Source organism: Geodermatophilus ruber, from assembly GCF_900114385.1.
Lineage (GTDB): Bacteria > Actinomycetota > Actinomycetes > Mycobacteriales > Geodermatophilaceae > Geodermatophilus > Geodermatophilus ruber.
In genome coordinates this window covers 17,458-41,181 of sequence record NZ_FOSW01000014.1, presented here as the reverse complement: position 1 = coordinate 41,181, position 23,724 = coordinate 17,458, and the positions used below count along the sequence as shown (strand labels likewise).

Sequence of the window (23,724 nt, the reverse complement as noted above, 5' to 3'; positions counted from 1 at the left end):
CCGGCCCGCCGACCCCGAACCCACCGACGAACATGCGGTCCGCCCTCAGGCGGGGCGGAGGACGGCGACCAGGAAGTCCGACTCGGGGGTGAACGGGCGCAGGTCCCAGGTGGCCAGCAGCAGCTCCGGCACCCATCCGGCGGCGCGGGCGTCGTCCAGGAACTCGTCGAAGCCGTAGCCACGGCCGGCACCGAACCCGATGGTGGCCCGCCCGCCGGCGGCCGCGTGCGCGTGCAGCCGCCGCAGCACGGTCACCCGCGTGCTGGGCGCCAGGAAGGTCATCACGTTCCCGGCGCACACGATCGCGTCGAACGGCTCGTCGATGCCGGCGGCGGGCAGGTCGAGCTCGGAGAGGTCGCGGACGAGCCACCGCGGCCCGGGGTGGTCCTCCTCCGCGGCCGCGATCAGCACCGGGTCGACGTCCACTCCCACCACGTCGTGCCCGGCGGCGTGCAGGAACCCACCCAGCCGGCCCGGCCCGCACCCGGCGTCGAGCACCCGGGAGCCGCGGCCGAGCATGGCGTCGACCAGGCGGGCCTCCCCCGCGAGATCGAAGCCCTGGTCGGCGAGGCTCCGGAAGCGCTGCACGTAGGCAGCCGAGTGGCCCGGGTCCTCCTGGGTCATCCGCACCCACATGCTCTGCTCGGTCACCCGGGGATCGTCGCCGATCGCCAGTCCGGCGGCTCGGCGGGGTGCAGCGCGGGGTCGTCGGCGGCGAGGGTGCGCACGGGCCCCGGCGCGGTGCGCGGCCCCTCGAAGCGCACCGTCACCCGACCCAGCCCGCGGCCCCACACCCAGCCGGGGCCGAGCTCGTCGTGGTGCACGTCCTGCCCCGGCCACCACCGCGACTCGGCGGGTGCCAGGACCGGCTCCGCGGGGCCGGGCTGGACGGGCACGGCCACCTCGTCGGGCGCCGCCGGCTCCTCGTCGGAGGCGAACAGGTCGCCCTGCGCGTAGAGGGACAGCCCGGAGACGCCGACGCCGAGCAGCCGCAGCCCGCCCTGGGTGCCGGCCTCGGTGAGCAGCCGCCGGGCGATGGCGGCGATGGTCCGCGGGTCGTCGGTCGGCTGCGGCAGGGTCTGCGAACGGGTCAGCGTGGTGAAGTCGTAGCGGCGCAGCTTCAGCGTCACCGTGCGCCCCGAGTAGTCCGCGGCGCGCAGCCGGCCGGCGACCCGGGCGGCCATCGCGTCGATCTCCCGGCCGAGGACGGCGAGGTCGGTGAGGTCCCGCTCGAACGTCGACTCCTGCGAGATCGACTTCGCCTCCCGCTCGGCGACCACCGCGCGGTCGTCCTCGGCCCGGGCCAGCGCGTACAGCCCGGCCCCGTGCGCCCGCCCGGCCAGCGCGATCAGGTCGGGCAGCGACTTGGCGGCGAGGTCGGCCACCGTCCTCACCCCGACCTGGTGCAGCCGCTCGGCGGTTGCCGGCCCCACCCCGCCCAGCCGGGTCACCGGCAGCGGGTGCAGCACGCCCAGCTCGCTGCCCGGAGGGACGACGACCAGCCCGTCGGGCTTGTCGAGGTCGGAGGCGATCTTCGCCATGAGCTTCGACGAGCCGATCCCGACCGACCCGGTCACCCCGCCCGTCGCCTCGGCGATCCGCGCCTTGAGCCCGCGGGCCAGTTCCGTCACGCCGTCCACCGACAGGTCGCGCACCTCACCGGCGGCCAGGTCGACGTAGGCCTCGTCGATCGACACCGGCTCCACCAGCGGGGAGAGCTCGCGCAGCAGCTCCATCACGACGTCGGAGGTGCGCCGGTAGGCGCTGAACCGGCCGCCCAGGAACGCCGTCCCCGGAGGGCACCGCCGCCGTGCCTCGGCCGTCGCCATCGCCGACCGGGCGCCGTAGGCCCGCGCCTCGTAGGACGCCGTCGCCACCACCCCGCGGCCGCCGACACCGCCGACCACCACCGGCCGCCCGCGCAGCGACGGCTTGTCCCGCTGCTCGACCGCGGCGAAGAAGGCGTCGAGGTCCAGGTGGAGGATGCTCGCCTCCCGCCGCACGCCCCACCTCCCTGTCGCCGGTCCGCCTCCATGGGAGGGCACGTGGCCGCGGTGTCGTCCGGTAGGACGACAGGGTCACTGCCCCCAGATGCCGGCGAAGTGGTGCACCGGGCCGTGCCCGGACCCGATGCCCAGCCCGGCGCCGGCGACGAGTGCCCGCTGCAGGTAGTCCCGCGCGGGGTCGACCAGCCGGACCCAGTCGTCGGTGCGGTGGTGGGCGGCGAGGGCCGCGAGCGCCGAGGACAGCGTGCAGCCGGTGCCGTGCGTCGCCGTCGTCGCCACGCGGGGCCGCCGGGTGACCGTCACGCCGGCCGTGGTGGCCAGCACGTCCACGCTCTCCTCGCCGCCGAGGTGGCCGCCCTTGAGCAGCACCGCCTTCGGGCCGAGCGCCAGCAGCGCGGTGGCCTGGCCGGGCAGCTCGTCGACGTCGGTGGCGGCCGGCCGGTCGAGCAGCACCGCCGCCTCGGGAACGTTGGGTGTGACGAGGTCGACCAGCGGCAGCAGGTCGGTGCGGACGGCGTCCACCGCGGCGTCGTCGATGAGCCGGTCACCGCTGGTCGCCACCATCACCGGGTCGCAGACGACCGGCCCGGCGGGGTGCTCGGCGAGGACGCCGGTCACCGCGCGGACCACCTCCCGGGTACCCAGCATGCCGAGCTTCGTGGCGTGTACCTCGACGTCGTCGAGCAGGGTGTGCAGCTGCTGGGCCACGAAGTCGGCGGGCACGGAGTGCACCCCGGTGACCCCGCGGGTGTTCTGGGCGGTGAGCGCGGTCAGCACCGCCGTCCCGTAGGCGCCGAGCGCGCTGAAGGTCTTCAGGTCGGCCTGGATGCCCGCGCCGCCACTGGGGTCGCTGCCCGCGACGGTCAGCGCTGTGGGCACCCCTGCCCGCCCGCCGCTCACGCGGCCACCCGGCCCTGCTCGATGGCGGTGCGGAGTGCACGCGCGGCCGCGGCAGGGTCCGGCGCGACGCACACCGCCGAGACGACGCAGAGGCCGTCCACCCCGGTCGCGGCCACCTCGGCCGCCCGCGTGGCGTCGATCCCGCCGATCGCCACCGTGGTCAGCCCGCCGGCCCGGGCGGCGGCGGCCAGCGCGCGTACGCCGTCGGGGCGCAGGGCGTTGCCGGCGTCCGGCTTGGTGGGGGTCGCCCACACCGGGCCGATGCCGACGAGGTCGAGCGTGCCGGCCGGCTGCGCGAGCGCGACGTCGAGCTCGTCGACCGAGGAGACGCTGAACCCCACCAGCCGGCCGGGGCCGAGCAGCGCCCGCACCTCGGCCGGGGGCAGGTCGTCCTGGCCCACGTGCACGCCGTCGGCGCCGGCGATCAGGGCGACGTCGACCGCGTCGTTGACGATCACGGCGACGTCCGGCCGGTCGGCGAGCGCGGTCTGCACGGTCCGGGTCAGCTCGAGCAGCTCCCGGCGGGAGGCGGTCTTGTCCCGCACCTGGACGGCGGTCACGCCGCCGGCCACCGCGGCGCGGACGACGTCGGCGACCGGCCGCGGCCGGGACAACCCGGTGTCGGTGACCAGGTAGAGGGTCGGGTCGAACGGGGGCCTCATCGCAGCTCCGCCCCGGCCAGGGCCGCCCCGTCGACGGCGTCCAGCGCGTCGAGCCAGGCGGGCGCGAAGGTCCCCGGGCCGGCGGTGATCCGCGCCGCCCGCTCGGCGGCGACGGCGACGTGCGCGTGCGCGGCCACCGTTCCGGTGAACGGGTCGTCGGTGGCCGCCACGTAGGCCGCCACCAGGGCGCCGAGCACGCAGCCGGCGCCGGTGGTGCGGGTCAGCAGCGGCGAACCCCCGCCCACCCGGACCGTCCGCCGCCCGTCGGTGACCAGGTCGACCGCGCCGCTGACGGCGACCACCCCGCCGGTGCGGGCGGCGAGCTCGGCGGCGGCCTTCGCCGCATCGTCGGTGCTGTCGGTGCTGTCCACGCCGCGGCCACCGCCCCCGGCGCCGGCCAGCGCCATGACCTCCGAGGCGTTGCCGCGCACCACCGTGGGCCGCAGCTCGACCAGCTCGGCGGCCAGCTGCGTCCGGTAGGCCAGGGCGCCCACGGCGACCGGGTCCAGGACCCACGGGGTCCCGGCCGCGCCGGCCGAGCGGGCCGCCAGGCGCATCGCCTCGGCGGTACGCGCGTTCACCGTGCCCACGTTGACCAGCACCGCGGAGGCGACCGCGGCGAAGTCGCCGGCCTCCTCGGGTGCGTCGACCATCGCCGGTGCGGCGCCGGCGGCGAGCAGGGCGTTGGCGGTGATCGTCTGCACCACCGTGTTGGTCAGGCAGTGCACCAGGGGGGTGCGGGCGCGCAGCGCCGCGTGGGCGGCGCGCAGGTCGACGGCGGACATGCCGGTGACATCCCTTCGCCAGTGCGAACTGGAGCAGGTTCGACGGGTGTGCTCTCAGTCCCCGAGGGGCGGGGACACCCCGTGCCACGTACGCCTCCGAACGTAACACCGGCGCGTCGTCCGGCCGCGATCATGGGGTTGTTGCCGCGGGACACGCGCGAGACCGGCGTGGCGGGGGGCAACAACCCCATGATCGAGTCCGTCGCGTGCTCAGGCGTCGGTGAGCACGGCGGGCGGCAGCCAGTCGGCGTCGAGCAGTTCGGCGATCTCCTGCAGCGACGAGGTGTCCGCGCCCGCGGTGGACCCGCTGACCGCCAGCCGCTCCACCATCACCCGCGCGACCTGCTCCTCCACGGTGTCCTCGGCGAACGCCACCCGCCAGGGGGACACCTGGCCGTCCCGGTGGGTGCGCCCGGTGACCTGCCGTGCCTGGATGCCGGAGAAGCGCGGCTGGTGGAACAGCCCGACCCGGGGCGTGCCCGACGCCGCCGAACCCGACGGCAGCAGCTCGCCGGCGTGCAGGCTGATCGACGCGGTCACGGTGAACACGCAGACCGGCGCCTCCCCGGTCTGGAAGCGCAGCCGCTCGGCCTCGACGTCGAACCGGTCGCGGCCGTAGATGGCGGCCACCGCGATCCCCGAGTCGAGCAGCGCCTCGCGGATCGGGTCGGCCGCCGTCTCCACGAACTCCACCGACACCGCGACCTGACGCTCGGCCTCGACCTGTGCCTTCACCCAGTCGACCGTGGCCGAGGCGCGGATCAGGCCGGCCTTCTGCCGGAACCGCAGCAGCGCCGCCCGCCCGCGCGCGGTCTGCCGGGCCCGCCGGGCCAGCTGCATCTCGGCCCGGAACTCCTGCCACTCCGACTCGTAGGCGGCGCGCTCGGCCGGGGTCAGCGCGACCGGCGTCCCGGTGACCGACACCGGGCCCCACGGCGCCGGGCGGTGCAGCGTGGCGGGCGGGTTCCCCTCGGCCAGCCAGCCCTGCAGCCGCGCGAGGTCGGTGCGGCGGCGCTCGGCGTCCTCGGTCCAGGCCCAGCCGTAGCGGCCGCGTTCCACGTGGAACCCGTGCTCGGCCAGCTTCGCCGGCAGGTCGGCCCAGGCCCGCAGCGGCTCGCCGTGGCGCTGGGCGAACTGCGGTGCCAGGTAGGGCAGCTCCAGCGGGGTGTGCGCCGGGGTGGCGGTGGCGGCGATGACGAACGGCGCGTCCTTGACCCGCCCGGCGCCGGAGACCGCCTTCCAGTGCTTCCAGCGCTGCGTCGTCGTGTGCCGGACCATGTGCGCCTCGTCGGCGATGACGACGTCGAACCGCAGCCTGGCCACCTTGGCCAGCCGGTCCCAGGTGGTGACGCACCAGCGCAGCCCGCCGTCGCCGAAGCCGGCGATCGACCGGGTCCAGTGCGGGATGGTGATGGCCGCCGGCCGGTCGGCGACGACGAGGACACGGTCGCCGCCCCGGAGCTCGCAGATCTCGCGGGCGGCCAGGACGGCGGTCCCGGTCTTGCCCACCCCCGGGTCGTCACCGAGCAGGAACACCCGGTGCCCGGCCGCGGCGGAGGCCACCACCGCCTCGGCGCCGGTCGCCTGCTCCTCGCGCGGCACCAGCGGCCGGGTCGAGGGGACCGGGCGCGGGGTGGCGTTGAGCTCGTCCTCGAGGAAGCGCTCGAAGGTGTACGGCGGCGGGTCGTAGGGCGCCAGCTCCGGCGGCAGCTCGCGGCCCACCCACACGTGCGCCTGCAGGTCCGGCCGCCACTGGGCACCCGGCGCCGGCGCCCGGAACGGGACGGCCAGCACCCACACCCGCTCCCCCGGGCCGGCGACCGGCCGCTCGGGGACGGGCGTGGCGGTGCGGCGGGCCGCCGCCTTCCGGCGGGTCGTCGTCGCGGTGCGGGTGGTGCCGGTCGAGCGGGTGGTCGTCCGGCGGCGCCGTCCGGGCATGGGTGTGCTCCCCCTTCGTCGGTCGACGACGGTAGGTCGGCGGCCGGCGCGGATCTGGTGGAATCGCCGGGTGAGCGCGAACTCCGAGGAGCGGCTGCACGCCCGGGCCCTGGGTGAGACCGGCCCGCGGGTGGTGTTCGTGCACGGCCTGTTCGGCCAGGGAAGGAACTGGACGACGATCGGCAAGGGCCTGGCCGGCGACCACCGGGTCACCCTGGTCGACCTGCCCAACCACGGGCACTCGCCGTGGACCGACCGGGTCGACTACCTCGACATGACCGAGATGGTGGCCGCGGAGCTGCGGTCGTTCGGCGAGCCGGTCACCCTCGTCGGGCACTCGATGGGCGGCAAGGTGGCGATGCAGCTGGCGCTGCGCCACCCGGAGCTGCTGCGCGCGCTGGTCGTCGTCGACATCGCCCCGACCGACTACCCCGTCTCCGGCGGCCGCACCGACGACCCCGACGAGGAGGCCTCCCCCTTCGCCGCGTACATCGCCGCCATGCGGGCGCTCGACCTCGACTCCCTGACGACCCGCGAGGACGCCGACGCCGCGCTGCGCACCGCCGTCCCCAGCCGGATGGTCCGCTCGTTCCTGCTGCAGAGCCTGGTCCGGGAGGGGCCCGGTGAGGGCGGCGGCTGGCGGTGGCGGCTGAACCTGGAGCTGCTCGAGCGCGACCTGGGCGAGCTGCGCGACTTCCCCGAGCCGCCGGCGGGTGCGCGGTACGACGGGCCGGTGCTGTGGATCGCCGGGGCGGACTCCGCCTACGTGCTGCCCGAGGACCGCCCGCGCATGGAGCAGCTCTTCCCCTCCACCCGGCTGGTGCGGGTCAAGAACGCCGGTCACTGGGTGCACTCCGAGCAGCCGGAGGTCTTCGTGGAGACGCTGCGCCGCTTCCTGGAGCGCGTCGAGGCCTGACCCGGGCGGTGGCTACAGTCCTCCCTGCCACCGCGGGAGCCCGGCGTACCGGGCTGAGAAGTCGGCTGAGACGGCCGCTGACCGCCACAACCTGATCCGGGTCATACCGGCGTAGGGAGGGAGAGCCGATGACGGCTGCGTCCGAGACCTCGTCCACCACCACCGGCGGCGCCGTGGGCAGCCGCAAGACGTACTTGCCGGGACCGCGGCCCGGGATGCGGGTGCCGATGCGGGAGGTGACGCTGACGACCGGGGACGCCGTCGTCCTCTACGACACCTCCGGGCCGTGCACCGACCCCGCGTACGAGGCCGACGTCCGCCGCGGCCTGCCGCCGCTGCGGGCGGAGTGGATCGCCGAGCGCGCGGAGACCGAGATCTACGACGGCCGCCCGCCGCGGCCGGAGGACGACGGCCGCCGGACCGGGGACCTGCGCGGGCTCGACGCGGTGTTCGCGCGGGAGGGGCGGCGCCCGCAGCGGGGGCTCCCCGGTGCGCCGGTGACCCAGCTGGCCCACGCCCGCCGGGGGACCGTGACCGCGGAGATGGAGTTCGTCGCCGTCCGCGAGGGTGTTCCGGCCGAGCAGGTCCGGGACGAGATCGCCCGCGGCCGCGCCGTCCTGCCGGCCAACGTCAACCACCCGGAGTCCGAGCCGATGGTCATCGGCCGGGAGTTCCTGGTGAAGGTGAACGCCAACATCGGCAACTCGGCGGTGGCCTCCTCGATCGAGGAGGAGGTCGAGAAGATGACCTGGGCGACCCGGTGGGGCGCCGACACGGTCATGGACCTCTCCACCGGCCGCAACATCCACACCACCCGGGAGTGGATCCTGCGCAACTCCCCCGTCCCCATCGGGACGGTGCCGCTCTACCAGGCACTGGAGAAGGTGGGCGGCCGGGCGGAGGCCTTGTCGTGGGAGGTCTACCGGGACACCGTGGTCGAGCAGTGCGAGCAGGGCGTGGACTACATGACCGTCCACGCCGGCGTGCTGCTCCGCTACGTGCCGCTCACCGCGCGGCGGAAGACCGGCATCGTCAGCCGTGGCGGCTCGATCATGGCCGCCTGGTGCCTGGCCCACCACGAGGAGAACTTCCTCTACACCCACTTCGCCGAGCTCTGCGAGATCCTGCGGCGCTACGACGTGACCTTCTCCCTCGGCGACGGGCTGCGCCCGGGCAGCATCGCCGACGCCAACGACGAGGCCCAGTTCGCCGAACTGCGCACCCTCGGGGGGCTGACCCGCATCGCGTGGGAGCACGACGTCCAGGTGATGGTCGAGGGCCCCGGGCACGTGCCGATGCACCGGATCAAGGAGAACGTCGACCTCCAGCAGGAGATCTGCGGCGAGGCGCCGTTCTACACGCTCGGGCCGCTGACCACCGACATCGCGCCGGCCTACGACCACATCACCTCGGCCATCGGGGCGGCGATGATCGCCTGGCACGGGACGGCGATGCTCTGCTACGTCACGCCCAAGGAGCACCTGGGTCTCCCCGACCGGGACGACGTCAAGGACGGGATGATCGCGTACAAGATCGCCGCCCACGCCGCGGACCTGGCCAAGGGGCACCCCGGCGCGCAGGCCTGGGACGACGCGCTGTCCGACGCCCGGTTCGAGTTCCGCTGGGAGGACCAGTTCAACCTGGCCCTCGACCCGGACAGTGCCCGCTCGATGCACGACGAGACGCTGCCGGCGGCCCCGGCCAAGACCGCCCACTTCTGCTCGATGTGCGGCCCGCACTTCTGCTCCATGCGGATCAGCCAGGATGTCCGCCGGTTCGCCGAGGACCGTGGGCTGACCGACGCGGAGGCGATCGAGGCCGGGATGCGGGAGAAGGCGGCCGAGTACACCGACCGTGGCGGTCGGCTGTACCTGCCGCTGGCCGAGTAGCCCACGCGGCGTCCCCGGGCCCTCCGCGTGGAGGGCCCTGGGACGCCGCGTCTCAGCCCCGGACGGCCGGTGCCGCGGCGACCTCGGGGGTCTCGCGCCGCTCCCGGTCCGCGACCAGCCGGTGTGCCCCGGCCGCCCGCAGGATCGTCTGCAGGGTGCGGCGGGGGTCGACCGCCTGGTCGGGGGCATCCACCGGGGGCGCGGCGAACCCCTGCCGGAAGCTCAGGGCCGCCCGCCGCCCCTCCTCCGCGGACAGCTCCGGGTGGAACTGCACGCCGACGACCCGCTCGCCCCAGCCGAAGCCCTGGACGGTCGTGACCGGGTTGCTCCACAGGTGCCGCACCCCGGGGACGGCGAGGATCTCCTCGGGCACCTCGGCGACGTGGGCGGTGGCCACCACCAGGTCCCGGACGCCGGGTTCGGCGCCGCGCACGGTGGTCAGCCCGGCCTCTCCCCCGCCGGCGACCGGCCGTGGCGGCAGGCCCGCGCCGGCCGCGGCGATCATCTGGGCGCCCAGGCAGATCCCCACGACCGCGCACCCGTCCTGCTGCGCGGTCCCGAGCGCGGCGGCAACGGCGGCGAGCCGGTCCAGCATGGCCGCGGACCCCGAGCCGACCGGCTCCTCGCCGCCGCTGAAGACGTGCAGCACGCCGGCCCGGCCCCGGTGCTCCGCCCCGGTGGCCCCCCACGGCACGAGCGTCACCCGCCAGCCCAGCCGGACGAGCAGCCGGTGGACCGGGTCGGCCCACGACGTCCCCGGCCAGGCCTCGCCGCTGCCCTGCCACACCACTGCCTCCACGGCACCCCGCTCTCCTGCGCCCCCGGTGGGTGCTGCGCGCGAAGGATGACGCGCCGGGCCGCACGGCGCGGTGTCGACACGATGTCGACCCGGTCACGGATCGGCGCGTCGTCCACCGGGCGGCTCCCGACGGGCGGGGATACGGTCGGACGAGGGGGGCGCCGTCCCCGGAGGAGGCGAGGAACCCGTGTGCGGCATCGCCGGCGGGTGGGGAGCCGTCGCGCCGGAGGACGTCGAAACCATGACCGCGGCCCTCGCCCACCGTGGCCCCGACGCCGCCGGGGTGCACGCGACCGGGTCCTCCGTGCTGGGGCACCGGCGGCTGTCCATCGTCGACCCGGAGCACGGCGCCCAGCCGATCGTCGACGGCGCGGTCGTCGTGGTCGTCAACGGGGAGATCTACAACGCTCCCGGGCTGCGCGCCGAGCTCGCCGGCGGGGGTTCCTGGCAGACCGGCTCCGACAGCGAGGTGGTCCTGCGGCTGCTCGGCGGTCGCGACGCCGGCGCGGGTTCCGACGCCGCGGGTCGCGACGACGCGGCGGCGGCGGCCCGGCTGCGGGGCATGTACGCCTTCGCGGTGCAGCGCGACGGCGAGCTGCTGGTCGGCCGCGACCCGATGGGGATCAAGCCGCTCTACGTCGGCCGCCGGGGCGCCGACACCGTCTTCGCCTCCGAGGTGAAGGCCTTGCCGCCCGGCACCCGTGAGGTGCAGCCGCTGGCCCCCGGCACGCTGTGGTCCTCCCGCACCGGCGTCACCCGTTTCGGCTCCGTCCCGGCGCCCGACCCCGAGCCCCGCCCGGCGGAGGCGCACGTGCGCGCCGTGCGCGCGGCACTGGAGCGCTCGGTGGACCGGCACCTCATGGCCGACGTGCCGGTGGGTGCCTTCCTCTCGGGTGGGCTGGACTCCAGCGCCATCTGCGCGCTGCTGGCCCGCCGGGTGCCCGGGCTGCGCACCTTCGCGGTGGGCCTGGCCGGCAGCCCGGATCTCGCCGCCGCGCGGCGGGTGGCCGAGCACCTCGGGACGGTCCACCACGAGCGGGTCGTGCACCCGCGCGAGATCGCCGCGGCGCTGCCGCGCATCGTGTGGTCGCTGGAGTCCACGGACCCGGACCTCGTGCGCAGCGCCGTCCCCACCTGGTTCGTCTCCGAGCTCGCCGCCCGGTACGTCAAGGTGGTGCTGACCGGGGAGGGCGCCGATGAGCTGTTCGCGGGCTACCGGTACCACGCGGATGTCCCGCGGGACCTGCTGCACGCCGAGCTGGTGCGCTCGCTCGGCGAGATGCACCACGTCAACCTGCAGCGGGTGGACCGGATGACCATGGCGCACAGCCTCGAGGCCCGGGTGCCGTTCCTGGACCTGGACTTCATCGACACCGCGCTGCGCGTGCCGGTCGAGCTCAAGCTGCCGGCCGGCGGGCCGGAGAAGTGGGTCCTGCGCCAGGCCGTCGCCGACCTGCTGCCCCCCGACATCGTGTGGCGCACCAAGGCGCAGTTCGACGAGGGCACCGGGGTGGGAGACCTGGTCGACCGGGTGCTCGCGGACTCCTGGTCCTCCGCCGGGGAGGACCCGCTGGGCGCGGTGCTGGCCAGCGTCGCGGGGCCGGAGCTGGCGGCCGGGTGGTGCGGCTCAGTCGATGAAGCCGTTGTCCCGCAGGAACTGCTGGGCCACCGCGTCGTACTCCTCGCCGTCGTTGTCCACCCGGGAGTTCAGCTCGGTGATCGTGTCGTCGGTGAGCAGCGCGCTGATCTCCCCCATGAGGTCGGCGAGCTCGGGGTTCTCGTCCAGCACGTCCTGCCGCACGGTCAGCGCACCGTTGTAGGGGACGAAGAAGCTCTGGTCGTCGTCGATCACGGCGAGGTCGTTGGAGACGATCCGCGCGTCGGTGGAGAAGACCTCCCCGAAGTTGCAGCTCTCGCCGACCTGCGTGTAGATCAGGCCGAGGTCCAGCTCCACGACCTCGCTGAACTCGAAGCCGTAGGCCTGCTGCAGTCCCGGCAGGCCGTCGTCCCGGTTGAGGAACTCGCTGGCCGCGCAGAGCGTGCCCTCCGCCGGGTTGGCCTGCACGTACCCGGCGACCTCGGTCATCGTCTCCAGGCCGTGCTCCTCCGCGAATGCCGACGTGGCGGCGATCCGGTAGGTGTCCTCGAACGGCGCGGGCTCCAGCCAGGCGACACCGTTCGCCGCGTCGGCGTCCGAGACCGCCCGGTGGAGGTTCTCGGGCAGCTCGGTGGTGGTGTTGCCGAGGATGTTCACCCAGCCGGTGCCGGTGTACTCCCAGTACATGTCGATGTCGCCGGACTCCAGGGCGGCGCGCACGGTGTCGGTGCCGGTCAGCCCGGTCTGGTCACTGACGTCGGCACCGGCGGCCTGGAGCGCGGCGAGGGTGATCTGGCCGAGGATCTGCGACTCGGTGAACTCCTTGGAGCCGACCGTGGCCGACAGCCCGGAGAGGTCGTAGTCGGCAGCGATCGAGCCGCCGGCCGCGGCGTCCCCGCCGCCTCCGCCCGCGTCGCTCAGGTCCGTGTCGCCCCCGCAGGCCGAAAGCAGCAGGGCGCTGACCCCGAGCACGGCCGCTGCGGGCCATCTCCTCGTCGTCATGGGTGTTCCTCTCTCTGGGCGGGTGGTGCTGAGGTCAGAGGCCCTGGGGCCGGAGCAGGTCCTCGGCGATGCCGGCGAGGTGGTCGACGAGCAGGGCCAGGACGGCGGTCAGCACGGCCCCGGTCAGCGAGACGAGGAACCGGTTCGTGGAGAAGCCGGCGACGATGATGCTGCCCAGGCCGCCGCCGTTGATGTAGGCCGCGAGGGTCGCCGTCCCGATGTTGATGACCAGCGCGGTGCGCACGCCCGCGAGGATCACGGGGACGGCGAGCGGCAGTTCCAGCTCGCGCAGCACCTGACCCCGGGACAGGCCCATGCCGCGACCGGCCTCGAGCACCGCGGGATCGACCTGCTCCAGGCCCACCATCGTGTTGCGCAGCACCGGCAGGACGGCGTAGACGACCAGGCCGACGATCGCGGCCCAGAAGCCGAGGAAGAAGAAGGCGACGGCGAGCAGGGCCAGCACGCCGATGGTCGGCACCGCCTGGCCGATGTTGGCCACGGTGAGCAGCGCCCCGCGGTACCGCCGGGTGAACGGGCGGGTGAGCAGGATGCCCAGCGGCACCGCGATGACCACCACCAGCACGGTCGAGACGGCCGCGAGCTCGATGTGGCGGACCACCGCGGTGCGGATGGTGTCCGCGTTCAGGCTCCGCGCCTCGATGGTGTCCAGGTCCTGCGCCCGGACGTAGAGCCAGAGCCCCAGGCAGGCCAGGGCGAGCGCGACCGGCATCGCCAGCCAGCCGAGCAGCCGGCCGCGGATCCCGGGCCCCTTGTTCCGCGGCGCGGCGGGGCGGGTCGGGGAGTAGGCGGTGGGCGCGGCCACGGTCAGGCGCTCCCGGCCGGACCGTGCACGCCGTCCTCCACCGCAGCGGTGTCCGCGGGCCGGCGCCCGTGCCCGCGCATGGCGCGGATGGCGTCGCTGATCCGGTCGATGTCGACGACGCCCTGGTAGACGCCGGCGCCGTCGACGACGGTGGCGATGCTGTAGGAGGCGGCGATGAGCTCGTTGAGCGCGTCGCTGAGGGTGGCGTGCGGCTCGACGACGGCCTCCGGCGGCATTCCGAGCGAGGTCAGGGGCCGGCCGTCCGCGCGCTTCAGATCGGCCTCCCCCAGCCACCGGCGGGGCCGGCCCTGCCGGTCGAGGACGAGGACGGCGGGGTGGCTGGAGGCGCGCAGCACACCCAGCGCCTCCTCGGCGGTGGCGTCCTCGCCGACGGTGGGCCGGCGGCTCAGTTCGATGTCCCGGACCCGGCTGAGGTTGAGCCGCTTGAGGGAGGCGCCGGCGCCGATGAAGTCGGAGACGAACTCGTCGGCGGGGGCGGTGAGGATCCGCTCGGGGGTGTCGTACTGCACCACCTCCGATCCCTCGCGGAGGATGGCGATCCGGTCACCCATCTTGATCGCCTCGTCGATGTCGTGGGTGACGAAGACGATCGTCTTGCGCACCTCCGACTGCAGCCGGAGGAACTCGTTCTGCAGGCGCTCCCGGGTGATCGGGTCGATCGCCCCGAACGGTTCGTCCATGAGCATGACGTCGGGGTCGGCGGAGAGGGCGCGGGCGACGCCGACCCGCTGCCGCTGCCCGCCGGAGAGCTCCTTGGGGTAGCGGTCGCGGTAGACGGCCGGATCCATGCCGATGGTCTCCAGGAGCTCGTCGACGCGCGCGGCGATGCGCCGCCGGTTCCAGCCGAGGACCCGCGGCACGGTGCCGATGTTCTCGGCGATCGTCCGGTGCGGGAACAGCCCGATCTGCTGGATGACGTAGCCGATGCGGCGGCGCAGCTGGTCGGGGTCGGCGCCCGTGACGTCCTCGCCGTCGAGCACGATCCGGCCGGACGTCGGCTCGATGATCCGGTTGATCATCTTCATGGTGGTCGTCTTCCCGCAGCCGGACGGGCCGACGAGGACGACGATCTCCCCCTCGGGCACGTCCAGCGTCAGGTCCTGCACCGCGGGGTGCGGCTGGCGGGGGTAGGCCTTGGTGAGGTGCTCCAGGCGGATCATCGGCCGGTCGCTCCCGGTCGTCCGCGCGGGGCGCTCGGTCATCGCAGGCCCTCCGAGGTGGTCAGCTTGCCCAGCAGGGTGAACACGGCGTCGAACAGGATCGCGACGATGACGACGCCGACGATGCCGGTGAGCACCAGGTCGACGGCGACCGGGGTCGCCACCCGGGCCAGCCCGTTGAAGATGAAGTGGCCCAGGCCGGGCCCGTTGACGATCGCCCCGATCGCGGCGATGCCCACCAGGACCACCGTGCTGACGCGGATGCCGGTGAGCACGACCGGCCACGCGATCGGCAGCTCGATCTGCAGCAGTCGCTGCCGCCGGGACAGCCCCATGCCCTGCGCGGACTCCACGATCGCCGGGTCCACCTGGAGCAGGCCGGTGACGGTGTTCCGCACGACGGGCAGCAGCCCGTACATGGTGAGCGCGATGACCACCGGCGCCGTCCCCAGTCCGACGATGCCGAGCAGGAGGACGAAGAGGGCGAAGGAGGGGATGGTCAGGAAGGTCCCGGTGGCCGCGATCACGGCGGTCCGGGCGGTGGCGTTGCGGTAGGTGAGCAGGCCGAGGAGGACGCCGAGCACGGCGGAGAGCGCCACGGCGGCGGCGACGAGGCCGACGTGCTCGAGGCTGCGCTGCAGGACCTCCTCGCGCCGCTGCCACACGAAGTCGAGGAAGTCCAGGATGTCGGCTCCTCCCGGGTGCATCGGCCATGGAGGCCGGGGTGTCGGTGCGGACAGACGATTCAGAGATCGTGCAGGCAATGCAAATCCCGCTGCCCGCCCGGGCGTATTCGGGACCGGATCGTTGTGGACCGGGTCGCGGCGGGAGCGGCTGCCGGGCCAGGATCAGCGCCATGACCGACCCCCGCGCCGGACAGCCCGCCGCCCCCAGCGACCTGGTCGACGTCGCCTCGCTGGTCACCGCGTACTACACCCGCGAGCCCGATCCGGCCGACCCCGCCCAGCAGGTGACCTTCGGCACCTCCGGGCACCGCGGGTCGGCGTTCGACGCGGCGTTCAACGAGGCGCACATCCTGGCCACCACCCAGGCGATCTGCGAGTACCGCGCGGCGCAGGGCTACGACGGGCCGCTGCTGCTCGGCCGGGACACCCACGCGCTGTCGGAGCCGGCCTGGGCCTCGGCGCTGGAGGTGCTCGCCGCCAACGACGTGACCGTGCTGGTCGACGCCGCCGACCGGTACACCCCCACGCCGGCGGTCAGCCACGCGATCCTGCGCGCCAATCGGGGGCGCACCAGCGGCCTCGCCGACGGCATCGTCGTCACCCCGTCGCACAACCCGCCGCGCGACGGTGGCTTCAAGTACAACCCGCCCTCCGGCGGCCCGGCCGACACCGACGCCACCGGCGCGATCGCCGCCCGCGCCAACGAACTGCTGCGGGACGGGCTGAGGGGGGTCCGCCGCATCCCGTTCACCCGGGCCCGCGCCGCGGCCCGGCCGCACGACTTCCTCGGCGAGTACGTCGACGACCTGCCGTCGGTGCTGGACCTCGACGCGATCCGCGACGCCGGGGTGCGCATCGGCGCGGACCCCCTGGGGGGCGCCAGCGTCGACTACTGGGAGGCGATCGCCGAGCGGCACCGTCTCGACCTCACCGTGGTCAACCCCCTGGTAGACCCCACCTGGCGGTTCATGACGCTGGACTGGGACGGCAGGATCCGGATGGACTGCTCCTCGCCCTCGGCCATGGCCTCGCTCATCGGCCGGCGGTCGGAGTTCCAGATCGCCACCGGCAACGACGCCGACGCCGACCGGCACGGCATCGTCACCCCCGACGCCGGATTGATGAACCCCAACCACTTCCTCGCCGCCGCCATCGCCTACCTGTTCTCCCACCGGCCGCAGTGGGGCCCGGACACCGTGGTGGGCAAGACGCTGGTGTCGTCGTCCCTCATCGACCGGGTGGTCGCCGACCTCGGCCGGCGGCTGGTCGAGGTGCCGGTCGGGTTCAAGTGGTTCGTGCCCGGCCTGCTGGACGGGTCGGTCGGCTTCGGCGGCGAGGAGTCGGCCGGCGCCTCGTTCCTCCGCCGCGACGGCAGCGTCTGGACGACGGACAAGGACGGCATCCTGCTGGCCCTGCTCGCCTCCGAGATCCAGGCCGTGACGGGCCGGTCCCCCTCGCTGCTGCACGCCGAGCTGACCGAGCGGCACGGCGCGTCGTCCTACGCGCGCATCGACGCCCCGGCCACCCGCGAGCAGAAGGCGGCGCTGGCCAAGCTCTCGCCCGAGGACGTGACGGCCACCGAGCTGGCCGGCGAGCCGATCCTCGCCAAGCTCACCCGCGCGCCCGGCAATGACGCGCCGATCGGCGGGCTCAAGGTGGTCACCGAGAACGCCTGGTTCGCCGCCCGCCCGTCGGGCACCGAGGACGTCTACAAGGTGTACGCGGAGTCCTTCAAGGGCCCCGACCACCTGACGCAGGTGCAGGAGGAGGCCCGCTCCGTCGTCACGGCCGCCCTCGGCGGCTGACCGTTGCCAGAGGCGACGGGACGGTCGTCGCGAATGCCGGCGGCCTCGTCCTGGACTTTCGGCACCGGAGGTCCGGGGTGAGGATCGGCGCATGACGACGGCGAACCCCGCACTGGACCTGGTCGCGCTGGTGCGGGAGCTCGTCGGCCGGGACACCGTCTCCGGGGACGCCGGCGCGCAGCGCGACGCCCTCGGCGCCGTCACCGAGGTGCTGCGGCAGCGCGCTCCGCACCTGCAGGTGACGGAGGGCCGCGACCGCGACCACCCCTGGACACTGCTGCGGACGCCGACCGACCCGGCCCGCCCGCAGCTGCTGCTGGCCTGCCACGTCGACACGGTTCCGGCGGCCGAGCCCGGCGCCTGGCAGCGCGACCCCTTCGGTGCCGACCTCGAGCAGGGACGGGTGTGGGGCCGCGGCGGCAGCGACATGAAGGCCGGCCTGGTCGCCGCAGCCGCCGCCCTCGCGGGGGCCGACCCGCAGACCCCGGTCGCGCTGCTGCTCACCAGCGACGAGGAGATCGGCTCGAAGGGCGCCGCCGCGGCTGCCGCCGCTGTCGCCGAGCAGCGCATCGGTGCGGTCATCGTCCCCGAGGCCACCGGCAACCGGGTCGTCCTCGGCCACAAGGGCGCGCTGTGGCTGGCCGTCCGCACCGCCGGCCGGGCCGCGCACGGCAGCACCCCCGAGCGCGGGCACAACGCCGTCCTGGACCTGGTCGCCGTCCTCGCCCGCGCGGGCAGCGGGCTGCCGTTCCGCACCGACCCCTTCCTCGGCCGCGAGACGTGGAACCCGGGCGTGGTGACCGGGGGCACCGTCGCCAACGTCGTTCCCGACCGGGCCGAGGCGGTCATCGACATGCGCACCGTCGCCGACGGTGGCGCGCTGCTGCGCTGGTGGCGCGAGCAGCCGGAGATCGCCGACGTCGAGATCCGGGTCGACCTCCCACCGGTGGGCACCCCGGCCGACGACCCGTGGGTAGCCGGACTGCCCGCCGTCGTTCAGCCCGGGCCGGCGACCTACTTCACCGACGCCTCGGTGCTCGGCCAGGTGGTGGACGGCGCCCCGATCGTGGTCTGGGGCCCCGGAACGCCGGCGGTGATGCACGCCGTCGACGAGTACGTCGAGGTCGCCGAGCTGGAGCAGGCGGCCGCGGCCTTCACCGACGTCCTCACCCGCTGGGGCACCTGACTCTGCACCGCCGGGTATGGCGAGAACCGCCCGGCTCCGTTCGATACACCGGCGTATCCGATACAGTCCCGCATCGTGACGGCGGCCGATCCCGAGAAGCGCCCCAAGCGCCGGCGCGAGGCCACGGTGGAGCGGCTGCTCGACGCCGCGTTGGAGACCTTCGCCGAGGTGGGGTTCGCCGCGGCCAGCGTCGAGGACATCTGCCGCCGGGGCGGCTTCACCCGCGGCGCCTTCTACTCCAGCTTCCGCACCAAGGACGAGCTGTTCGCCGCCCTGTTCACGCGCGAGACCGCGCGCAACCTGGCCCGCACCGAGGAGCAGCTGGCCGGGATCGAGTCCGAGCAGGACCCGGTCGCCGCCGCCGTCGAGCGTTGCCTCACCACCTTCCGGGCCGACCGCACCTGGGTGCTCGTGCAGACCGAGTACGCCCTCCACGCCGCCCGCCACCCCGCCGCCGCGGCCGCGTTGCGCGAGCACACGGCCGCGCTGCACGCCCAGCTGACCGCGCTCATCGAGAACGCGAGCGCTCGCGTGGGCCTGTCCCTGACCGTCCCCGCCGGGCAGCTGGCCCGGATCCTGCTGGCTCTGCACGACGGCGTCGCCGTCCAGCAGATCACCGATGCCGGGCCGCCCGGCGGGCCCGACCTCGAGCACACCGCGCTGCTGCTCCTGCTCCGCGCGGCCGTTTCCGACTGATCCGGAGAACCCATGGCCTCCCTGCTCGCCCGGCTCGGCCGGGCCGCGTACCGCGCCCGCCGGCTCGTCACCGCGTTGTGGGTCCTCGTGCTCGCGGCCGTCGTCGCCGCGCTCGTCACCGTCGGGGGTGAGTTCGACGACCGGTTCACCATCCCGGGCTCGGAGTCCCAGGCCGCGCTGGACCGGCTGCGCGAGCTGCAGCCGGCCGCCGCCGGAGCCGGGGCGCAGATCGTCTTCCTCGCCCCCGAGGGCCAGACGCTGGCCGATCCGCGGTACGCGGCCGCGATCGGCGAGGTGGTGGCCGCGGCGTCCGAGGCGCCGCAGGTCGCCGTCGCCGTCGACCCGTTCGCCAGCCAGGCGCTGACCCCCGACGGCCGGGCGGCGCTGGCCTCCGTGCAGTACACGGTGCAGCGCGAGGGGCTCGAGGAGGGCAGTCTCGACGCGCTCGAGGAGACCACCCGGGCCGCCGAGGACGCCGGCCTGCAGGTCGCCGTCGGCGGGGACGCGTTCGGCACCACCGGCGTCCACATCGGCGTCACCGAGTTCGTCGGCGTCGCGGTCGCCGTCCTGGTCCTGGTGCTCACCTTCGGGTCGCTGCTGGCTGCCGGCATGAACCTGCTGACGGCGATCGTGGGCATCGCGGTGGGCCTCGGCGGCCTGCTCGCGTTCTCGGGGTTCATCTCGCTGTCGTCGACCGCGCCCACCCTGGCGCTGATGATCGGCCTGGCCGTCGGCATCGACTACGCGCTGTTCATCCTGTCCCGGCACCGCACCCAGCTGGCAGCGGGCATGGACCCCGAGGAGTCGGCGGGGCGGGCCACCGGCACGGCCGGGACGGCGGTCGTCTTCGCCGGCCTGACCGTCGTCATCGCGCTCGCCGGGCTCTCCGTCGTCGGCCTCCCCTTCCTCACCGTGATGGGCCTGGCCGCGGCCGCCACCGTGGTGGTCGCCGTCCTCGTCGCGCTGACCCTGCTGCCGGCGCTGATGGGCTTCGCCGGCCACCGGCTCGCTCCGAAGCCCGGTTCCCGCGCCGCCCGCCGGGAGGAAGCCGTCGCCGCTACCGGGGGTTCGTACCGCTCGATGGGTGAGCGCTGGACGGCGCTGGCCACCCGCCGGCCGCTGCTCACCGTCCTGGCCACCGTCGCAGGCCTCGGGATCCTCGCCGTCCCGGCCGCGCAGCTCGAGCTGGCCCTGCCCGACAACAGCACCGCCGCCGAGGACACCCCCCAGCGGCAGGCCTACGACCTGATCAGCGAGACGTTCGGCCCCGGCCTCAACGGCCCGCTCGTCGTGCTCATCGACGGGCTGGACCCGGCCACCGCCCAGCAGGCCGCGGGTCAGGTGGCCGTCGCCGTCGGCGGCACGCCCACCCCGACGCCCGGGGAGTTCGAGGGCGGCCTGCCCGACGTCGCCTACGCCGCGCCGCGGGTGTTGCCCGACGGCACGGCCGCGCTGGTCACCGTCGTCCCCGAGAGCGGGCCGCAGGAGGCCGCGACCAGCGACCTGGTCGCCTCGCTGCGCGACCTCGCCCCGCAGCTGGAGGAGCAGACCGGTGCCGACCTCGCCGTCACCGGTCAGACGGCCGTCGCCATCGACGTCTCCGACCGGCTCGACGACGCGCTGCTGCCCTTCGCGCTGGTCGTCGTCGGCCTGGCGGTGCTCCTGCTGCTGCTGGTGTTCCGCTCGATCCTGGTGCCGGTCAAGGCCGCCGCCGGCTTCCTGCTGTCGGTCGCCGCCTCCTTCGGCGCGGTCGTCGCGGTCTTCCAGTGGGGTTGGCTGGCCGACGTCTTCGGCGTCCCGACGACGGGGCCGGTCATCAGCTTCATGCCCGTCATCCTCATCGCGGTGCTGTTCGGGCTGGCCATGGACTACGAGGTCTTCCTCGTCTCCCGGATGCGCGAGGAGTACGTGCACGGCGCCGAGCCGCGGGCCGCGGTGCTCGCCGGGGCGCGGCATGCCTCGCGGGTGGTCGTCGCCGCCGCGCTGATCATGTTCTCGGTCTTCGCCAGCTTCGTGACGATCGAGGACGTCATCGTGAAGGCGATCGCCTTCGGGCTGGCCGTGGGCATCCTGCTCGACGCGTTCGTGGTCCGGATGACCCTGGTCCCCGCCGTCCTGGCGCTGGTCGGCCGCGCGGCCTGGTGGCTGCCCCGCTGGCTGGACCGGCTGCTGCCCGACCTCGACGTCGAGGGCGCCCGGCTCGGCCCCCCGCCGGCGCCGGCCCGCGCCGGGGAGCCGGAGGCCGTCCCGGCCCGGTGAGCGGGCCGTCCCGGCCCGGTGAGCTACCGCCGCCGCGCCTTGTCGGCGTACATGGCGTCATCGGCCTCCCGGACGAGCTGGTCGAGCGCCGGGTCGGGCTCGATGCCCCCGGTGACGGTGCCGATGCCGATGCTCATGCCGAGCGGGATGGTCACCGCGCCGATCTGCAGCGGGTCGGTGACGGTGTGCCGGAGCCGCTCGGCCAGCGCCTCGGCGTCGGCGCGCTCGCTGTTCTCGCAGACGATGCTGAACTCGTCCCCGCCGACCCGGGCGGCGGTGTCGCTGGCGCGCAGCACGGAGGTGAGCCGCTCGGCGAAGGCGACGAGCACCTGGTCGCCGACCGGGTGGCCGTGCCGGTCGTTGATCTCCTTGAACCCGTCCAGGTCGATGCCGATCACGCAGGTGGGCGTGCGCTCCCGGTGGCCCCGCTCGAGGGCGTGCTTGAGCCGGTCGCCGAACAGGATCCGGTTGGGCAGGCCGGTCAGCGGATCGTGCAGCGAGCGGTGCACGAGCGCGGCCTCGAGCTCCTTGCGCTCGGTGATGTCCTCCAGGATCACGACCAGGTGCGGCGGGTCCCCCTCCGGGGTGCCGGCCACCCACGACGTGGTGACCTGCACCGGGAGCGTGCTGCCGTCGCCGCGGACCAGCCGCAGCTCCTGCCGGCTGGGCCGGCCGCGGCTCATCTGCTGGGTGTAGGACTCGCGCGCGGTGGGGGCGTCCTCGGGGTGGATCATGTCCAGCACCGAGCAGCCGCGCAGCTCGTCGGCGGCCCGCCCGAGCATGGCGGCGAAGGCTGGGTTCGCGTCCACGAGGAGACCGGACGGCGTGGCGAGGACGATGCCCATCGGCGCGTTGTCGAACGCGCTCCGGCGGTCCGCCGGGGGAAGCGTGCTCGCGGTATTCGTCACGTCCCACCTCCGTGTCCGGGACATTCTGCGCGAAAAGCGTCCTGGTCCAGCACGTTCTCGCGCCGGTGGGTGCCCCGACCGGTTCCACGTGGAACCTCCGGACGGGGCAGGATGAGCGCCGATCGCCCGCGAGGAGGGGTCGTGAACGAGTTCGATCTGGTGCTGCCCGCCGTCGTCGACATCCGCGAGGTCGGCATGCGCGACGGCCTCCAGCTGGAGGCGCCGGTGCCCCTGGCGGCCAAGCTGGCGATGCTCGAGGCGCTGGTCGCCACCGGCGTCCGCCGGATCGAGGCGACCTCGTTCGTCTCGCCGAAGGCAGTGCCCGCGCTGGCCGACGCCGACCAGGTCGCCGGCGAGCTCTCCCGGTGGGGCGGTGTGCACTGGTCGGCCCTGGTGGCCAACCCCCGCGGGGCGACGCGGGCGGTCGACGCCGGCGTGGCCAACCTGGAGTACGTCGTCTCCGCCTCCGAGGGGCACAGCCGGGCCAATGCGGGGCGCTCCACCGCCGAGGCGGTCGGCGCGGTCGCCGACATCGCCGCGCTCGCCCACGGGGCCGGCGGCACGCTCGAGGTCATCATCGCCACCGCCTGGGACTGCCCCTTCGACGGCCGCACCCCGATCCCCCGCACCGTGGACGTCGCGCGGGCGGCGGTCACCGCGGGCGCCGACCAGCTGTGCCTGGGCGACACCATCGGGACGACGACGCCGCTGCGGGTGGTCCAGCTGCTCGACGCCGTCCGCCGGGCCTGCCCCGGCGTGCCGGTCGGCGTCCACCTCCACGACACCCGGGGCACCGGGCAGGCCAACGCGCTCGCGGCGATCCAGGCGGGGGTGACCCAGCTGGACTCCTCCGTCGGCGGTCTCGGCGGCTGCCCGTTCGCGCCGGGGGCCAGCGGCAACATCGCCACGGAGGAGCTGGTCTACATGCTGGAGGAGTCGGGGGTCCGCACCGGCCTGGACCTCGACGCGGTCCTCACCGCCGCCCGGGTCACCGAGCGGGCCGTCGGGCACGCGCTGCCCAGCTCGCTGCACCGGGCGGGCGGTCGCTCGGAGCCCCGCTCTGCCCCGATCGGCTGAGCGCGCGTGGTTGGCTGAGAGCATGAGCGCCGTCCCCGAAGCCGACGGTCCGGTCGAGGCCATCTCCCCGCAGGTCATGCGCGAGGTGCTCGGGCACTTCGCCTCCGGCGTGACCGTGGTGACCGCGCACACCGCCGAGGGGCCGATCGGCTTCACCTGCCAGTCGTTCAGCTCGCTGTCCCTCGACCCGCCCCTGGTCGTCTTCGCCCCCGCGCGCACCTCCAGCACCTGGCCGCGGCTGCGGAACATCGGCCGGTTCTGCGTCAACGTGCTGGCCGAGGAGCAGACCGGGGTGTCGGCGGCGTTCGCCCGCTCCGGGTCGGACAAGTTCGCCGGCGTGCACTGGCGGCCCAGCCGGCACGGTGCCCCCGTGCTCGACGACGTGGTGGCCTGGATCGACTGCGAGCTGTGGGCCGAGTACGACGGCGGGGACCACACCCTGGTGGCCGCCCGCGTGCTCGACCTCGGCGCCGACCCCGACCGCCGCCCGCTGCTGTTCCACCGCGGCGCCTACGGCCTCCTGGAGGGCCCGCGCGGCTGAGTCCGGCCCGGCCGCGGGTGTGGGGCGCCGCGGGGCGGGAACTCCCCGAGCAGGCACGGCGTACA

At 74.9% G+C, this 23,724-nt stretch carries 20 protein-coding genes, 1 pseudogene and 2 riboswitches; of the genes and pseudogenes, 9 read left to right on the top strand and 12 right to left on the bottom strand.

What is annotated here, in order from left to right; all coding sequences use genetic code 11:
• Nucleotides 1–45 precede the first annotated feature (45 nt).
• The 6 genes from BMZ50_RS19085 to BMZ50_RS19060 form a co-directional block, all read right to left on the bottom strand.
• Nucleotides 46–651, bottom strand: coding sequence for a class I SAM-dependent methyltransferase (locus tag BMZ50_RS19085; RefSeq protein ID WP_091328199.1), 606 nt, complete (start codon nucleotides 649–651; stop codon nucleotides 46–48).
• Entirely contained in the window at nucleotides 648–2,003 is a 1,356-nt protein-coding gene (locus BMZ50_RS19080) for a DNA polymerase IV (RefSeq protein WP_091328196.1), read from the bottom strand. Before BMZ50_RS19080 ends, BMZ50_RS19085 begins: the two co-directional genes overlap by 4 nt.
• 75 nt (nucleotides 2,004–2,078) lie before the next feature.
• Nucleotides 2,079–2,906, bottom strand: a complete 828-nt coding sequence (thiD, locus tag BMZ50_RS19075) for a bifunctional hydroxymethylpyrimidine kinase/phosphomethylpyrimidine kinase (protein ID WP_245753739.1) — start codon at nucleotides 2,904–2,906, stop codon at nucleotides 2,079–2,081.
• Nucleotides 2,903–3,568, bottom strand: coding sequence for a thiamine phosphate synthase (thiE, locus tag BMZ50_RS19070; RefSeq protein WP_091328193.1), 666 nt, complete (start codon nucleotides 3,566–3,568; stop codon nucleotides 2,903–2,905). Before thiE ends, thiD begins: the two co-directional genes overlap by 4 nt.
• Nucleotides 3,565–4,353 carry a hydroxyethylthiazole kinase gene (thiM, locus tag BMZ50_RS19065; RefSeq protein WP_091328189.1) on the bottom strand — a complete coding sequence of 263 codons (789 nt, stop codon included), beginning with the start codon at nucleotides 4,351–4,353 and terminating at the stop codon, nucleotides 3,565–3,567. Before thiM ends, thiE begins: the two co-directional genes overlap by 4 nt.
• A riboswitch (TPP riboswitch) is annotated at nucleotides 4,347–4,445 on the bottom strand. It overlaps the preceding gene by 7 nt.
• A gap of 118 nt (nucleotides 4,446–4,563) precedes the next feature.
• Nucleotides 4,564–6,291, bottom strand: a complete 1,728-nt coding sequence (locus BMZ50_RS19060) for a DEAD/DEAH box helicase (RefSeq protein WP_091328186.1) — start codon at nucleotides 6,289–6,291, stop codon at nucleotides 4,564–4,566.
• 70 nt (nucleotides 6,292–6,361) lie between these two features.
• On the opposite strand from BMZ50_RS19060, the gene BMZ50_RS19055 reads away from it, so the two are divergent.
• Together BMZ50_RS19055 and thiC are read left to right on the top strand one after the other, a co-directional pair.
• Nucleotides 6,362–7,207, top strand: coding sequence for an alpha/beta fold hydrolase (locus BMZ50_RS19055; protein ID WP_218146346.1), 846 nt, complete (start codon nucleotides 6,362–6,364; stop codon nucleotides 7,205–7,207).
• Nucleotides 7,208–7,229: 22 nt separating this feature from the next.
• Nucleotides 7,230–7,342: riboswitch (TPP riboswitch) on the top strand.
• A complete protein-coding gene (gene thiC, locus BMZ50_RS19050; protein ID WP_091328182.1) occupies nucleotides 7,336–9,096 on the top strand; it encodes a phosphomethylpyrimidine synthase ThiC in 1,761 nt (586 codons plus the stop codon). Its footprint overlaps the riboswitch before it by 7 nt.
• A 52-nt stretch (nucleotides 9,097–9,148) precedes the next feature.
• Here thiC and BMZ50_RS19045 read toward each other — a convergent pair whose 3' ends face one another.
• A complete protein-coding gene (locus tag BMZ50_RS19045) occupies nucleotides 9,149–9,895 on the bottom strand; it encodes a glutamine amidotransferase-related protein (protein ID WP_091328179.1) in 747 nt (248 codons plus the stop codon).
• Nucleotides 9,896–10,136: 241 nt separating this feature from the next.
• Between BMZ50_RS19045 and BMZ50_RS25310 the strand changes: the two are divergent.
• Nucleotides 10,137–11,399 (top strand): annotated as a pseudogene (locus BMZ50_RS25310) (asparagine synthase-related protein); the annotation flags it as partial.
• 123 nt (nucleotides 11,400–11,522) lie between these two features.
• On the opposite strand, the gene BMZ50_RS19025 reads toward BMZ50_RS25310, so the two are convergent.
• The 4 genes from BMZ50_RS19025 to BMZ50_RS19010 are packed head-to-tail and all read right to left on the bottom strand — an operon-like array spanning nucleotide 11,523 to nucleotide 15,208.
• A complete protein-coding gene (locus BMZ50_RS19025) occupies nucleotides 11,523–12,494 on the bottom strand; it encodes a glycine betaine ABC transporter substrate-binding protein (RefSeq protein WP_091328176.1) in 972 nt (323 codons plus the stop codon).
• Between the two features lie 34 nt (nucleotides 12,495–12,528).
• Nucleotides 12,529–13,320 carry an ABC transporter permease gene (locus tag BMZ50_RS19020; RefSeq protein ID WP_218146345.1) on the bottom strand — a complete coding sequence of 264 codons (792 nt, stop codon included), beginning with the start codon at nucleotides 13,318–13,320 and terminating at the stop codon, nucleotides 12,529–12,531.
• A 2-nt stretch (nucleotides 13,321–13,322) separates the two neighbouring features.
• Nucleotides 13,323–14,543, bottom strand: a complete 1,221-nt coding sequence (locus BMZ50_RS19015; protein WP_091328173.1) for a betaine/proline/choline family ABC transporter ATP-binding protein — start codon at nucleotides 14,541–14,543, stop codon at nucleotides 13,323–13,325.
• Complete coding sequence (locus BMZ50_RS19010) at nucleotides 14,540–15,208, bottom strand: ABC transporter permease (RefSeq protein ID WP_218146344.1); 669 nt, start codon at nucleotides 15,206–15,208, stop codon at nucleotides 14,540–14,542. Before BMZ50_RS19010 ends, BMZ50_RS19015 begins: the two co-directional genes overlap by 4 nt.
• Nucleotides 15,209–15,357: 149 nt before the next feature.
• Between BMZ50_RS19010 and pgm the strand changes: the two genes are divergently transcribed.
• From pgm to BMZ50_RS18990, 4 genes are all read left to right on the top strand, one after another.
• Nucleotides 15,358–16,992 carry a phosphoglucomutase (alpha-D-glucose-1,6-bisphosphate-dependent) gene (gene pgm, locus BMZ50_RS19005; protein ID WP_091328170.1) on the top strand — a complete coding sequence of 545 codons (1,635 nt, stop codon included), beginning with the start codon at nucleotides 15,358–15,360 and terminating at the stop codon, nucleotides 16,990–16,992.
• A gap of 91 nt (nucleotides 16,993–17,083) precedes the next feature.
• The gene (locus BMZ50_RS19000) at nucleotides 17,084–18,178 is read left to right on the top strand and encodes a M20 family metallopeptidase (protein ID WP_177212889.1); all 1,095 of its coding nucleotides are present in this window, start codon (nucleotides 17,084–17,086) and stop codon (nucleotides 18,176–18,178) included.
• A 75-nt stretch (nucleotides 18,179–18,253) separates the two neighbouring features.
• On the top strand, nucleotides 18,254–18,874 hold the full coding sequence (locus BMZ50_RS18995) for a TetR/AcrR family transcriptional regulator (RefSeq protein ID WP_143087224.1): 621 nt from the start codon (nucleotides 18,254–18,256) through the stop codon (nucleotides 18,872–18,874).
• A gap of 12 nt (nucleotides 18,875–18,886) precedes the next feature.
• Nucleotides 18,887–21,133: an MMPL family transporter gene (locus tag BMZ50_RS18990; RefSeq protein WP_091328165.1), complete on the top strand. Its 2,247-nt coding sequence runs from the start codon at nucleotides 18,887–18,889 to the stop codon at nucleotides 21,131–21,133.
• 23 nt (nucleotides 21,134–21,156) lie between these two features.
• Here the strand turns inward: BMZ50_RS18990 and BMZ50_RS18985 are convergent, their stop codons facing one another.
• Nucleotides 21,157–22,041: a sensor domain-containing diguanylate cyclase gene (locus tag BMZ50_RS18985; protein ID WP_091328162.1), complete on the bottom strand. Its 885-nt coding sequence runs from the start codon at nucleotides 22,039–22,041 to the stop codon at nucleotides 21,157–21,159.
• A 141-nt stretch (nucleotides 22,042–22,182) separates the two neighbouring features.
• Here BMZ50_RS18985 and BMZ50_RS18980 point away from each other — a divergent pair, with 141 nt between their 5' ends.
• Nucleotides 22,183–23,118: a hydroxymethylglutaryl-CoA lyase gene (locus tag BMZ50_RS18980; RefSeq protein ID WP_091328159.1), complete on the top strand. Its 936-nt coding sequence runs from the start codon at nucleotides 22,183–22,185 to the stop codon at nucleotides 23,116–23,118.
• Nucleotides 23,119–23,140: 22 nt separating this feature from the next.
• Nucleotides 23,141–23,659 (top strand): flavin reductase family protein, encoded by a 519-nt coding sequence (locus tag BMZ50_RS18975; protein WP_218146343.1) that lies wholly within the window; start codon nucleotides 23,141–23,143, stop codon nucleotides 23,657–23,659.
• Nucleotides 23,660–23,724 lie beyond the last annotated feature (65 nt).